Source organism: Moraxella sp. DOX410 (assembly GCF_032248735.1).
GTDB lineage: Bacteria > Pseudomonadota > Gammaproteobacteria > Pseudomonadales > Moraxellaceae > Faucicola > Faucicola tetraodonis.
In genome coordinates this window covers 1,962,724-1,975,988 of the sequence record NZ_CP135138.1, presented here as the reverse complement: position 1 = coordinate 1,975,988, position 13,265 = coordinate 1,962,724, and the positions used below count along the sequence as shown (strand labels likewise).

The 13,265-nt window shown below is 43.7% G+C and carries 12 protein-coding genes and 1 tRNA gene; 11 read left to right on the top strand and 2 right to left on the bottom strand.

Translation table 11 applies throughout. The features are described from left to right. Positions 1-217: 217 nt before the first annotated feature. The 5 genes from RNZ41_RS08805 to RNZ41_RS08785 all read left to right on the top strand — a co-directional run bounded on the left by RNZ41_RS08805 (position 218) and on the right by RNZ41_RS08785 (position 5,945). Positions 218-1,249 (top strand): porin, encoded by a 1,032-nt coding sequence (locus RNZ41_RS08805; RefSeq protein ID WP_314027107.1) that lies wholly within the window; start codon positions 218-220, stop codon positions 1,247-1,249. Between the two features lie 401 nt (positions 1,250-1,650). Beyond that, entirely contained in the window at positions 1,651-2,739 is a 1,089-nt protein-coding gene (locus RNZ41_RS08800; RefSeq protein WP_065253200.1) for a porin, read from the top strand. A 147-nt stretch (positions 2,740-2,886) separates the two neighbouring features. Beyond that, positions 2,887-4,515 carry a CTP synthase gene (locus tag RNZ41_RS08795; protein WP_065262630.1) on the top strand — a complete coding sequence of 543 codons (1,629 nt, stop codon included), beginning with the start codon at positions 2,887-2,889 and terminating at the stop codon, positions 4,513-4,515. Between the two features lie 122 nt (positions 4,516-4,637). Next, the gene (kdsA, locus tag RNZ41_RS08790) at positions 4,638-5,501 is read left to right on the top strand and encodes a 3-deoxy-8-phosphooctulonate synthase (protein WP_099807605.1); all 864 of its coding nucleotides are present in this window, start codon (positions 4,638-4,640) and stop codon (positions 5,499-5,501) included. Positions 5,502-5,651: 150 nt separating this feature from the next. After that, positions 5,652-5,945: a heavy-metal-associated domain-containing protein gene (locus RNZ41_RS08785; RefSeq protein ID WP_007116109.1), complete on the top strand. Its 294-nt coding sequence runs from the start codon at positions 5,652-5,654 to the stop codon at positions 5,943-5,945. 9 nt (positions 5,946-5,954) lie between these two features. On the opposite strand, the gene RNZ41_RS08780 is transcribed toward RNZ41_RS08785, so the two are convergent. After that, positions 5,955-6,407, bottom strand: coding sequence for a MerR family DNA-binding protein (locus RNZ41_RS08780; protein ID WP_007116108.1), 453 nt, complete (start codon positions 6,405-6,407; stop codon positions 5,955-5,957). 106 nt (positions 6,408-6,513) lie between these two features. On the opposite strand from RNZ41_RS08780, the gene copM reads away from it, so the two are divergent. The 6 genes from copM (at position 6,514) to ispD (ending at position 12,821) form a co-directional block, all read left to right on the top strand. Continuing rightward, the gene (gene copM / locus RNZ41_RS08775) at positions 6,514-7,242 is read left to right on the top strand and encodes a CopM family metallochaperone (RefSeq protein ID WP_007116107.1); all 729 of its coding nucleotides are present in this window, start codon (positions 6,514-6,516) and stop codon (positions 7,240-7,242) included. A 78-nt stretch (positions 7,243-7,320) separates the two neighbouring features. After that, the gene (locus RNZ41_RS08770; protein ID WP_309577644.1) at positions 7,321-7,533 is read left to right on the top strand and encodes a heavy-metal-associated domain-containing protein; all 213 of its coding nucleotides are present in this window, start codon (positions 7,321-7,323) and stop codon (positions 7,531-7,533) included. 39 nt (positions 7,534-7,572) lie between these two features. After that, positions 7,573-9,867 (top strand): heavy metal translocating P-type ATPase, encoded by a 2,295-nt coding sequence (locus RNZ41_RS08765; protein ID WP_314027106.1) that lies wholly within the window; start codon positions 7,573-7,575, stop codon positions 9,865-9,867. Positions 9,868-10,046: 179 nt separating this feature from the next. Continuing rightward, positions 10,047-11,387, top strand: a complete 1,341-nt coding sequence (gene eno, locus RNZ41_RS08760) for a phosphopyruvate hydratase (protein WP_135888449.1) — start codon at positions 10,047-10,049, stop codon at positions 11,385-11,387. Positions 11,388-11,561: 174 nt separating this feature from the next. After that, the gene (locus tag RNZ41_RS08755) at positions 11,562-11,912 is read left to right on the top strand and encodes a septum formation initiator family protein (RefSeq protein WP_282842299.1); all 351 of its coding nucleotides are present in this window, start codon (positions 11,562-11,564) and stop codon (positions 11,910-11,912) included. A gap of 78 nt (positions 11,913-11,990) precedes the next feature. Further along, positions 11,991-12,821, top strand: coding sequence for a 2-C-methyl-D-erythritol 4-phosphate cytidylyltransferase (ispD, locus tag RNZ41_RS08750; RefSeq protein WP_314027105.1), 831 nt, complete (start codon positions 11,991-11,993; stop codon positions 12,819-12,821). A gap of 184 nt (positions 12,822-13,005) precedes the next feature. On the opposite strand, the gene RNZ41_RS08745 is transcribed toward ispD, so the two are convergent. Continuing rightward, positions 13,006-13,081, bottom strand: a tRNA-Glu gene (locus tag RNZ41_RS08745). Positions 13,082-13,265 lie beyond the last annotated feature (184 nt).

Here is a 13,265-nt window from a genome sequence, read left to right as displayed (position 1 = left end):
CAGAATTGATATTCTATAAGGGAGAAGTATGAATTTAGTAACAAAAATGATGGTAATGTAATTTATTGCTAGGATTGTTGCTAGATTTATACAATTAATAGTGCAAGCTATTAACTCAAATAAGACAATTAATTGCCTTAGTTGTCATTTTTGAGAGGTAGTGGTGCTGAAAAGCCACCAGTTATCTAAAATTTGTTTTTCCTGATAGAGATGACCTATGAAAAAATTACTTTTAGCCCCAGCCGTCGCTGCACTTTCAGTTTCTGCTGCCCATGCTGCTCCAACTGTTTATGGTAAAGTATTTTTGACAGCTGACTACACTGATACGAATTACGATGATAACTACCGTGCCAATGCTACTGCAACTTCAGCACCTAATGACGAAAGTACAGTGAAACTAAACTCAAACGCATCACGTATTGGGTTTAAAGGTAGCGAGGAGTTAACTGACACTGTCAACTTGGTTTATCAGTTAGACTACACTGTAAGTCCAGATAATGACCTTACCCAGTTTACTTCACGTAACACTTATATCGGCTTAGCCCACAACACTTTAGGTACTTTAATTGCGGGTCGTCATGACACCCCATTTAAATTGGCTAAAGGCAATGCTGACGTATTCAATGCTAATGCTGCTACTTTGAGTATTGATAATACCGGTCCACGTGGGTATACCAACCTAGGTGAATACCGTGCTAACAATATGGTGGCTTATAAATCACCGACCATTGTTGGTATGCCAGTGACTTTTACAGCGGCTGTTAGCTTGTCTGAAGTTGATAAAGATACTGACAGTCCTGCTACCGAAAAAGATGAAGGTGCGAACGGTTATTCTGCTTCATTGGTTTATGATCAAAATGGTGTTTATTTAGCCGCAGGTTATGACAATAACATGGGTGTTGAAGATACAGCATGGCGTTTAGCGGGCACCGTAGACATGGGCAAAATGAACATGGTGCAGGGTCTGACCTTGGGTGCGTTATACCAAAATGCTGATTTATTCAACGAGAATGATGATGCTAAAACTTGGTTAATCTCTGGTAAATATGCTATTGCTAATACACCATGGACTGCGAAAGCGCAATATATCAACACTGATTTCGGTAATAATGATATCTCAGAAGTTGCGGTAGGCGGCGAATACGCATTCAATAAAGCGACCACGGGTCACATTTACGCTGGTCAAATCAACCGTGACAACTATAAAGATGACACTATCGTAGGTACGGGTATCGAATACAAATTCTAATATATCTAGCTCTTAGTTTATCGTAAAAGCTAACTAATTATTTAGTTAGCTTTTTTATTTTCATTAACGCTAAAAAATTAATTAAAAAAAATATGATTTAATATTAGAAAGAATATTATGTCACTAAGATTAAAAATAAACTTACAATCACGTAAAAATTAAAAAAACTATTGCAAAATATTTCAGAATTGATATTCTATAAGGGAGAAGTATGAATTTAGTAACAAAAATGATGGTAGTGTAATTTATTGCTAGGATTGTTGCTAGATTTATACAATTAATAGTTGACGCTATTAATATGAACCGAAGTAATAATTTTCTTGCTTTGGTCGTTCGGAGAGGTAGTGGTGCTGACAAGTCACCAGTTATCTAAAATTTGTTTTTACTGATAGAGATGACCTATGAAAAAATTACTTTTAGCCACAGCCGTCGCTGCACTTTCAGTTTCTGCTGCCAATGCTGCTCCAACAGTTTACGGTAACGTTCTGTTAACTACTGACTATGTTGATGGTAACTTAACAGTAAAAAAAGATGGTGATAAATTAATCGATGAAGATTATAGTACCACCCAACTAAATTCTACAGGTTCAAGTAATCTTACAGGTTCACGTATCGGTTTTAAAGGTGCGGAAGCATTAACAGCCAATACTGACCTAGTGTATCAATTAGAATATGGTATTGATGTTGATGCGGACCAAGGTCGAAACTTCCGTTCACGCGATACTTATATTGGTCTATCAAACAAACAATATGGTACTTTAGTTGCTGGTCGTTTGTCTGCAATCGATGATAATATCAATTACGCAGGTCAAACTGTAAGTCTATATGACACCTATAGCACAGGTTTCAGCGTCGAAGCTGCTGATGAAGAAACAGCAGATATTTTAGGTGTTAAAAAAGGCGAGACAGTAAAATTAGGCTTGGCATTTTGGGACGGTAATCGCGCTAACAATTCCCTTGCTTACTTCTCTCCATCATACAATGGTCTTCAGTTCATGGGCATGTATGTTATGGAAGAAAAAAATTCAACTGATTTATGGACTGAATCAGAAGCATTCGGTGCAGGCTTAAAATATGAGCCAACTAACCAACCTTTCCGTGCAGGTGCTACTTATATCAAATCTAGCGACTTCAGCACTGCGCGCGTAAGTGGAGCATTTGATGTAAATGCTGCTACTACATTAGGCGCACTATATCAAGTTACAGATTTAGATGAAGATAAAAATGAGAACTTATTTACTCTAAGCGGCTCATACGCAATTCCTGCTACAAAATGGAAAGCTTACGCACAAGGCGATATAGTAAAAAACATTAGTGGTCTTGATGGCTTAGATGGTTCACGTTTTGTAGTTGGTGGTAAATATGGTTTTAATGCTGCAACAACTGGTCACCTATATACTGGTTACAGCAAAATTGAAGCTAGCGAAGATGGTTTTGATCTAGATGCAAGTGGTTTTGGTCTAGGTGCAGGTTTAGAATACAAATTCTAATATTTACTAGAATTTGCTATCAAAAAATCCACTCAGCGATGAGTGGATTTTTTTATGAGTGCGCGATTTATTGATAAAAATAATTTTTTGCTAAACCTAGGCATTTTCGAGTAAAATTCTTTTTTACCAACGAGCGAAATAGATAACATGACAAAATTCATCTTTGTAACTGGCGGTGTCGTTTCTTCACTTGGCAAAGGTATCACCGCTGCATCGGTAGCCGCGATTCTTGAGGCACGTGGTCTGAAAGTCACCATGACCAAAATGGACCCTTATATCAATATTGATCCAGGTACAATGAGCCCGTTTCAGCATGGTGAAGTATTTGTTACCGAAGATGGCGCAGAGACTGACCTTGATTTGGGCTATTACGAGCGTTTTTTGCGCCACTCAAAAATGACGCAACGCAACAATTTTACCAGTGGGCGTATTTATTCGGCAGTGATTGAGAAAGAACGTCGCGGTGATTATTTGGGCGGTACGGTACAGGTCATTCCGCATATTACCGATGAAATCAAAGCGCGTATTCGTGCCAGCGGCGAAGGCTACGATATTGCGATGATTGAAATTGGTGGTACTGTCGGTGATATTGAAAGCTTGCCATTCATGGAAGCGGTGCGTCAAATGCAAGTTGAACTCGGTCGCAATAATGCGATGCTGATGCATTTAACCCTCGTGCCTTATATCGCGAGTGCAGGCGAGAGCAAAACCAAACCAACCCAGCATTCAGTCAAAGAATTACGCAGCATTGGCTTGCAGCCTGATGTGCTAATTTGCCGTAGTGAACACGCGATTAGCGATGATAATCGCCTAAAAATTGCATCGTTTACCAATGTTGAGCAACGTGCCGTTATCCTTTGCCCAGATGCCAAATCCATTTATCAAATTCCAAGTATCCTGCATGCCCAGCATTTAGATGATTTGATTTGTGAACGCTTTGGGTTAGATACCCCAGAGGCGGACTTGAGTGATTGGCACCAGTTTACCCAAGCGTTGTTAAATACCCAAGAAACCGTAACTGTGGCGATGGTGGGTAAATACGTCGAACTGCCTGATGCTTATAAGTCAATCAATGAAGCCTTGCTACATGCGGGTGTGGCAAACAATGTCAAAGTCAATATTGACTATGTCGATGCCGAAAAACTTGAAAACGATGATAGCCTGTTTGAGCATATTAAATCTGCTGATGCCGTGCTTGTGCCTGGTGGATTCGGTGAGCGCGGCACCTTGGGTAAAATGAAAGCAATTCGCTATGCCCGCGAAAACAATGTGCCTTATTTGGGGATTTGTTTGGGAATGCAATTAGCCGTCATTGAGTTTGCGCGCAATGTATTGGGTTTAGATGCCAACTCAACAGAGTTTGATAAAAAAACCAAAGCGCCATTGATTGGTTTGATTACAGAATGGTTTGATGAAAAGGGTGAACTGCAAGTACGTAGTGACGCCTCGGACTTGGGCGGTACCATGCGTTTGGGCGCCCAAAAAGCAGAGCTTGTGGAAGACAGCAAACTGCGCCAAATCTATGGCAGCCCTGTGATTACTGAGCGCCATCGTCACCGCTATGAAATGAATGGTCGCTATATCGAACAGCTGGAAAATGCTGGTATGAAAATTTCTGGTTATTCAGCCAAACAGCATTTGGTCGAATCAGTAGAAATTGCCAATCATCCTTGGTATGTCGCGGTACAATTCCATCCAGAATTTACCAGCCAGCCACGCGGTGGTCATCCATTGTTCAATAGCTTTGTTGCGGCGGCGAAACAAACCAAAAAATAGTACTTATGATGCACAAAAAACCATCTGTTACAGGTGGTTTTTTGTTTTTAGCCGGCTGTGTATCTAGCCAATTATGCTATAGTGATAATCAATAAAAACTTTGACAACATACTGAGAGCCCTATGACCACTAACTTACCGACACCGCAATCTCACATTCAGCTTAATGATATCACCATCGGCAATGATCAACCGTTTGTGCTGTTTGGCGGCATGAATGTACTAGAAAGCAAAGATTTGGCATTTGAAATTGCTGAAAGCTATATTGAAATCTGTAAGCGTTTAAATATCGGCTATGTGTTTAAGGCAAGTTTTGATAAAGCCAATCGCTCAAGCTTGTATTCATTTCGTGGTCCAGGTCTGGAAAAAGGTATCGACTGGCTAAGCGATATCAAAAAAGCGTTCAATGTGCCCATTATCACTGACGTACACGAGCCGTACCAAGCTGAGCCTGTGGCAGCAGTGGCGGATATTATCCAGTTGCCCGCGTTTTTGAGCCGACAAACCGACTTGGTAGCAGCGATGGCAAAAACCGGTGCGATTATTAATGTCAAAAAAGCACAGTTTTTGGCACCTCATGAGATGAAGCATATCATCAATAAATGCCTTGAAGCTGGTAATGATAAAATCATCTTGTGCGAGCGTGGCAGTGCGTTTGGTTATAACAATCTCGTTGTCGATATGCTTGGCTTTGACACTATGAAAAAAATGCAGGTTCCCGTGTTTTTTGATGTGACCCATAGCTTGCAGCAGCCGGGTGCAAGAGCAGACAGTGCAGGCGGTCGCCGAGAACAGATTACCACGTTAGCACGCGCTGGCATGGCAACAGGATTGGCAGGGTTATTTTTGGAAGCGCATCCAAATCCTGATGTTGCCAAATGCGATGGTCCTTGTGCGCTGCGGCTGAGCCAGCTTGAGCCGTTCTTAGCCCAGTTAAAACAGCTTGATACCTTAGTCAAAGGGTTTGAGGTGTTAGATACCCACTAATTTTTACTCGACCTTTTAACACAAATTTGCAACGCCTCGTTATTAAAATGTTATCAATCGATAACGAGGCTTTTTTTGGCTACGTTATAGTGCTAGGTTATAGAACTAGAACAATATTTTATAACCCACAGCATAAATACAGGAATAACCATGGCAATTCAAACAGTCGCGTACGATTTAAAAGGCATTCATGACCCTGCAGGCTATGAGGAAGTCATGAAAGCTTTAACCACCATCGGCGGGGTGCAGGCAGTACATCTTGAGCCTGAAAATCATCGCGTGATTGTCAGCTTTGATGATACACAGACGTCAGTTTTTGCCTTCAAAGCTGCGCTGACCAATGTGGACTATATCACCGAGCCGTTCCCGATTGAAGCACCTGCCAACCCTGCCAACAATCGCACTTTAGCGGGTGATTTGGCAAAAGATGGTAGACTTTCCTAAATCGCTTGTTCAGTGGCTACGCTCGATGTGGCAAGCGTGCTTGGTCACTGAACCATCTTGTACGCCATCTTGTACGCCATCTTGTAAGCCCTCTAGAATACTACAGGTAGGCGAGCCATCTCCCAAACAACTATCATGCCATCCTTGCAGGGTGGTTTTCATTGATTGTAACCGCTGTATTTTATCGCTTAGTTCATCGATGTGATTGCGGGTTAATGCTTTGACTTGGGCATTGCTACGCTGCTTGTTGTCTTGTAGAGCCAATAACGCTTCAATTTGCGCTAACGAAAATCCCACATCACGGGCATGTTTGATAAATTTTAGACGCTGTAATTGGGTATCGCTAAAGACACGGTAACCACTGTCCGTGCGCTGGATGGTCTGTAATAAACCGAGTTTTTCGTAATCACGAATTTGTCTAGGTGATAACTCAGTCAATTTAGCGACTTCATTAATATTCATTTTTTGCTTGACCTTGACCTAATGTTAAGGTTTATAGTAATACCACAGTGTGATAAATCAATATTTTTTTCAAAGAAAGTAAAAAATCAACCTGAAGGATATTAATATGAATAACATCATGGGTTTGTCATGGGTGGTGGCATTGGCGCTAGGTATGACGGCTTGTACAAAAAATGACACTACCCAAACTGCAACGACAGCATCAAGTACCGATTCAATGAGTACCCATGCGAGTATGACCCAAGCGCAGTCAATGCATCATATGGCTTCGGCAGCAGATACGCAGTCACAATCACAGCCGCCGCATATCATGGCTTATATGGATATCATGAATAAAATGCACCAAGCCATGTCAGCAGGGGTGCAAGCTAAGAATGCCGATGTGGGATTTGCTAAAGGCATGATACCGCATCATGAAGGCGCAATTGCGATGGCAAAAGTGGAGCTGCAATATGGCAAAGATGCCGAGATGAAAGCCCTTGCGCAAAAAATCGTCGATGCCCAGCAAAGTGAAATCAGCGTGATGCAAAACTGGTTGGATAAAAACGAATCAAGTCAGATAGCGGCGAGCAATGCCAAAGAAATAACACAAGCCTATCAGCAAAAAGACATGGATAACCACGATGCCATGATGCAAGGAACTATGGACGCCAATCCCGATATCGCCTTTGCTAAGGGTATGATACCGCATCACCAAGGCGCGATTGATATGGCAACGATAGAGCAAACCTATGGTAAAAATCCAGCGATGCTAACACTCGCCAAGCAGATTAAACAAGCGCAAACGCCAGAAATCAAACAAATGCAAGATTGGCTTAGCAAACAAGCCCATTAACCAAACAAAAGTAATTATACAAAGTAACCAGACAAAAGTACCCATAGAAAGAATAACCGCCTAAAAAAGGAGCGTAGTATGACAACCCAAACCATCACATTAAATATCGAAGGCATGACTTGTGGCGGCTGCGTCAAAAGCGTAACCAATGCCCTCAATCAAGTGGCAGGGGTGCAATCTGTCGATGTCAGTCTTGACCATAACAACGCAACCATCAGCTTTGATGACAGTCAAGCACAACAAAGCACGCTTAAAGAAGCGATTGAAGACGCTGGCTTTGACGTAGTATAACGACGCCACACAAAGACACCATACAAGACAGACACTATCATGACTACCCAATCGATCCACGCGTCAGACAACGCCCATACCGAGCAAGTCATTCTTGATATCGATGGCATGACTTGTCAAGCCTGTGCCAGCCGCATCGAAAAAGTGCTCAATAAAAAGCCTGCGATAGTGCAAGCCGATGTCAATTATGCCAATGAAGTGGCGCAGGTGCAGTTTGATGCATCACAAACCAACGCCGAGCAGATTGTAGCATGGGTGAAAAAGACAGGCTATGAGGCAAAAGTACAGTCGCAGAACGCGCTATTTGAGCATGAAACCCATGAGCAGAAAGTGCCCTACGCCTTGATTGCGGTCTGGATTTGCTTGCTGCCTTTTTTGATTGGTATGGCGGGCATGATGATGGGCAGTCACGCACTGATGCCGCCACTGTGGCTACAATTTGTGTTGGCAACTATCGTACAGTTTGGCTTGGCGATACCGTTTTATAAAAGTGCGTGGGCGAGTATCAAAGGCGGTCTTGCCAATATGGACGTGCTGGTGGTGCTCGGCACACTGACAATTTGGGCGTATTCGACCTATAGTTGGTTAAGCTATCTGCAAACCACAGCCCAAATGGGGCATGATGGGATGGCGCATAGCATGCCCCATGTGTATTTTGAAGCCAGCGTGATGGTGATTGCCTTTGTCAAAATGGGGAAATACCTAGAAGCCCGTACCAAAAAACACAGCCTAAATAGCATCAATTTGCTATTAGCGCTCACCCCTGAGCATGTGGAAGTTAAAAACCCCAATCCCCAAAGCCAAGATGCGCAGTGGCAAACTATGCCCCTTGAGCAAGTCACGGCTGGTCAAATTTTACGTGCTAAAGCAGGTACTCGCATTGCCACTGATGGCATTGTCACCGCTGGCGAAGGTTGGTGTGATGAAAGCCATTTGACGGGTGAATCAGCGCCCCTGTCTAAACATATTGGCAGTACGGTGCTGGCAGGTGCCATGGTAGAAAACGGCAGCTTTGAATACCAAGTCACCGCCAAAGGTAGCCAAACACGGCTTGGCGATATGATACAAGCGCTCAATGACGCCCAAGGCAGTAAAGCCCATATCGCCCGTATCGCCGATAAAGTCGCGGGTATCTTTGTGCCGGTGGTGGTTGCCATCGCTTTGTTGACTTTTTTTGCCAATTATTGGTTCTTAGGCGCGTTTGACACGGCACTCATGCGCGCGGTATCGGTGTTAGTGATTGCTTGCCCCTGTGCATTGGGACTTGCGACGCCGGCAGCCATCATGGCGGGCATGGGTGTGGCAGCACGCTCAGGGGTTTGGTTTAAAGATGCGCAAGCCTTAGAAGCGGCAGGTGCAATTGATACGGTAGTACTCGATAAAACAGGCACCATCACCCAAGGTAAACCCCAATTATCTGCAGCGTACCTGATAGATGACAATTTAAAGCTGTTTAACTTAGATAAAGTGGCACTGCTGCAGCTCGTTGCCAGTGTCGAGCGTCATGCGAACCATCCGCTTGCTACCACCCTAGTGAACTATGCTGAATTTTACAATAAACAGACTGATACGCCTCAAAGTCCAGCGGCATTTACCATCAGCCATGTGGAAACAGTGCTCGGGCAGGGGATACAGGCACAGGTAGCCACTATTGGGCGGGTGAAAATCGGTACGCCAAGTTTTGCCAATCTTCAATTGCCTGCAGCGACTACCCAAGCCAATCCCGTTTGGCAAATTGCCAGTCAAGTGGCGGTCAGTATCAATGACACCCCTGTGGCAGCCTTTGCGCTAGCCGATGAGCTCAAACCAGACAGTGTTAAGGTGATTGCGTCGCTGCAAGCCCATCATCTAGATGTGGTAGTGATGAGTGGTGACAAGCAATCGGTGGTGGATTATGTGGGGCAGCAGATTAACGCCAGCAAGGCACTTGGCGAGCTGTCACCACGTGACAAAGCACAGCGCATTGATGAATGGCAACAACAAGGCAAAAAAGTAGCAATGGTCGGGGATGGGGTGAATGATGCGCCTGCAATGGCAACGGCGACTGCAAGTTTTGCGGTAGAAGGCGCAACCGATATTGCCAAGCATAGCGCCACGGCAAGGCTGATGGGCGAGTCGCTCAAACATGTCGATTATGCGGTCACAATTGCTCGCGCAACGCTGCGTAATATCAAGCAAAACCTATTTTTTGCTTTTCTTTATAATTGTCTTGGTATACCGTTAGCGGCGTTTGGTCTACTCAATCCGATGATTGCGGCAGCGGCGATGGCACTGAGTTCGATTTCTGTACTACTTAATGCGCTGCGACTCACCCGCATGAAGGTCATTTCCTAACGGCTTATGGTTGTTTTGACAACCTGTTTGGGCTGATTTTACTTGGCTAGGCATAACTATGCATGACGTACGGGCGATAGTGATAAGCTGCTAAAACCTGTTAAAATATGCTATGATAAACCCATCCCATTTGTATTTTAACAATCCCATTGTTGATTGCGACAGCCAAGGAAAATATCATGTACGCTGAAGAAACCACCACCAATAACCAAATCAAAGATATCATTGCGCGCGAAATTTTGGACTCACGCGGCAACCCAACCATTGAAGCCGATGTGATTTTAGCGGATGGTACTATCGGTCGTGCAGCAGCGCCATCGGGGGCATCGACAGGTTCACGTGAAGCGCTTGAGTTGCGTGATGGTGACGCATCACGCTATCTGGGTAAAGGGGTCAAAAAAGCCGTTGCCAACGTCAATCGTGAAATTCGTTCATCACTGGTTGATATGGACGTATCAAAACAACAAGACATTGACAACAAATTATTAGCGCTTGATGGCACAGAAAACAAAGAAAAATTGGGCGCCAATGCGACTTTAGCAGTATCTTTAGCAGCAGCCCGTGCCGCCGCACAATCACAAAAACTGCCACTTCACCAGTACATTGCCAACCTACGTGGGCAAACGTCACTATCGATGCCTGTACCGATGATGAACATCCTAAACGGCGGTGCCCACGCGGACAACACCGTTGATATCCAAGAGTTTATGATTGAGCCTGTTAATTTTACCAGCTTCGGTGAAGCCTTGCGTGCAGGTACAGAAGTGTTCCATAGCCTAAAATCTGTGCTAAAAAAACAAGGCTTAAACACCGCCGTCGGTGATGAAGGTGGCTTTGCACCAAACTTACGCTCAAACGAAGAGGCGATTACTGTCATCATGCAAGCGATTGAGCAGGCAGGTTATACCGCAGGTAAAGACATTTACTTAGCGCTTGATTGTGCCTCATCAGAGTTCTACCATAAAAATGAGCAAGGGAACGGTCAATACGTACTTGAAGGCGAAGGCAATAAAGCCTTTAGTTCAGAAGGTTTTGCGGATTATTTAGCAGGTCTTGTGAGCCAATACCCAATTATCTCGATTGAAGATGGTCTAGATGAAAGCGATTGGGATGGATGGGCGTACTTAACGCAAAAATTGGGCGACAAAGTACAGCTCGTGGGTGACGATTTGTTTGTGACCAATCCAAAAATCCTACAAGAAGGTATCGATAAACACATTGCCAATGCGATTTTGATTAAATTCAACCAAATTGGTACTTTATCAGAAACTTTAGATGCCATTTATCTAGCGAAGAAAAATGGCTATGCCACCGTCATCTCACACCGCTCAGGTGAGACTGAAGACAGCACCATCGCTGACTTAGCCGTGGGGACAGCTGCAGGTCAAATCAAAACAGGCTCACTGTGCCGTTCTGACCGTGTTGCCAAATACAACCAACTGCTTCGTATCGAGCAGATGGTCACTGCAAGCTACCACGGTGCTGACGAGTTTATCGGTTTACGTAACCCAAAAGCCTAACTTTAAAAGCCTAACTTTAAAAGCTTAGCGCCAAAAGCTTAAATCCAAAAGCTTAAATATTAGAGCTTGATAAAGCATTGAAGTGATAAAAACCTTAACCCATGACATTGAATTTGCTACAATGCGTGGGTTAAGGTTTTTTTATGCCAAAAGTTTTTATTATTGAGTGCTGTCATGACTTATTTGCGTCAACTGTTTATGATTATTTTTGCGGTGATTGTGTTGTTATGTCTACAATACCAGTATTGGTTTGGCACCAATGGTCGTGGCGATTTGGCAGCGTTAAATAAACAAATCAGCGAACAGCAATCCATCAATACCGATCAGCAAAAAGCCAATGAGGTATTGCTTGCCGATGTCAAAGACTTAAAAAACGGACTTGAAGCGGTGGAAGAACACGCTCGCTCCGATTTAGGTTTAATCAAACAAGGCGAAACTTTTGTGCAAATGTCGACCGCTAGCAGTGTGTACAGTACCGATGTGGTCACACCGACCGCCCACAATACCGCCACGCCTCAACCATAAAAACGCATAAAAACTGCCAAAGTTATATTTGTCTCAATTTTTACTGTCAACTGTTTACTTTATTGTTGAAAAGACGCCATGTCAGAATTTAACGCGATAGCCGCCAATTTATCTAACAACCTTACGATTGACGTCGTGGTCGTCGCTGCAGGCGTTGGCAAACGCTTTGGTAGTCAGATGCCAAAACAGTACACCCATATTGGCAGTCAGACGGTGCTACAACACAGCATAGCGGCGCTAAGCAAAGTTCACCAGCTAAGCAGTTGCTATTTGGTGATTTCTGAAGAAGATACGATTGCCAAAACACTGGGCTTTAGCATGCCAATCGAGTGGGTGATAGGTGGCAAGGAGCGGATGAATTCGGTGTTTAACGCCGTGCAAACGATTTGGCAACAATATCAAAATCCCCTCAGTGACAAGGCCTTCAGTGATAAGGACAGTCATCATGCGTATGATAATCATTGGGTGCTGATTCATGATGCTGCGCGTCCTTGTGTCAATCCGAGCGATATAGAAAAATTGATCACGCAGACTATGCAGCAATTTTCGCAACAGTCGCATCGACAGTCACAGCAAAAGCAAGGGCAGGAGTCGGCGGGTGGCTTATTAGCAGTACCGGTGCGCGATACGGTCAAACAAATCATCCATGCACAAGACAAAGTATTGGCACAAAAAACGCTTGATCGCAGTCAGTTGTGGCTAGCACAAACCCCGCAGATTTTTCCATTGGCAACACTGTATGATTATCTAACCCAAGCCATTGAGCAAACGATTGCGTTTACTGATGAAGCCAGTTTATTTGAGCATTTTGGCAAGCAGCCGTTATTGGTGGAAGGCAGTCATAGCAATATCAAACTGACGTTTTCAGAGGATTTGCAGTTTGCGCAGGTGTATCTGGCACAATTTTAGCAAAAATGGCTTGGCAACAAATTGAGATTACCGCTAAAAAGTGCATAAGAAAAGAAGTGTATAACAAAAAAAGCGCATGAGCAAAAAAAGGCAATGAGAATTTCTAAAGCCACAAAAACAAAAAAGCCATACTAGATTAGCATGGCTTTTTAACTGTATTTTTTAGCGTTAACACTAAAAAAATTGGCGTCCCCACGGGGATTCGAACCCCGGTTACCGCCGTGAAAGGGCGATGTCCTAGGCCTCTAGACGATGGGGACACTAGCACGCTTAGTTTATAGCGTGACCTCGACCGCTTTCACCGTTAATGTCGAAGTGGAGCGTATAATATATATTTTTATTTTTGCCGTCAACTGTTTTTTATGTGTTTTTTATATTTTTAACAATTAGCCCATCATACGATGACCCATGATACTTGGTAGAGCGGCATGACAAGCGCATTAG

What these genes read in the sequence shown, in the direction of transcription:
- RNZ41_RS08805 (WP_314027107.1), top strand. Translation starts at nt 218, where the DNA reads ATGAAAAAATTACTTTTAGCCCCAGCCGTCGCTGCACTTTCAGTTTCT.
- RNZ41_RS08800 (WP_065253200.1), top strand. Translation starts at nt 1,651, where the DNA reads ATGAAAAAATTACTTTTAGCCACAGCCGTCGCTGCACTTTCAGTTTCT.
- RNZ41_RS08795 (WP_065262630.1), top strand. Translation starts at nt 2,887, where the DNA reads ATGACAAAATTCATCTTTGTAACTGGCGGTGTCGTTTCTTCACTTGGC.
- kdsA (WP_099807605.1), top strand. Translation starts at nt 4,638, where the DNA reads ATGACCACTAACTTACCGACACCGCAATCTCACATTCAGCTTAATGAT.
- RNZ41_RS08785 (WP_007116109.1), top strand. Translation starts at nt 5,652, where the DNA reads ATGGCAATTCAAACAGTCGCGTACGATTTAAAAGGCATTCATGACCCT.
- RNZ41_RS08780 (WP_007116108.1), bottom strand. Translation starts at nt 6,407, where the DNA reads ATGAATATTAATGAAGTCGCTAAATTGACTGAGTTATCACCTAGACAA.
- copM (WP_007116107.1), top strand. Translation starts at nt 6,514, where the DNA reads ATGAATAACATCATGGGTTTGTCATGGGTGGTGGCATTGGCGCTAGGT.
- RNZ41_RS08770 (WP_309577644.1), top strand. Translation starts at nt 7,321, where the DNA reads ATGACAACCCAAACCATCACATTAAATATCGAAGGCATGACTTGTGGC.
- RNZ41_RS08765 (WP_314027106.1), top strand. Translation starts at nt 7,573, where the DNA reads ATGACTACCCAATCGATCCACGCGTCAGACAACGCCCATACCGAGCAA.
- eno (WP_135888449.1), top strand. Translation starts at nt 10,047, where the DNA reads ATGTACGCTGAAGAAACCACCACCAATAACCAAATCAAAGATATCATT.
- RNZ41_RS08755 (WP_282842299.1), top strand. Translation starts at nt 11,562, where the DNA reads ATGACTTATTTGCGTCAACTGTTTATGATTATTTTTGCGGTGATTGTG.
- ispD (WP_314027105.1), top strand. Translation starts at nt 11,991, where the DNA reads ATGTCAGAATTTAACGCGATAGCCGCCAATTTATCTAACAACCTTACG.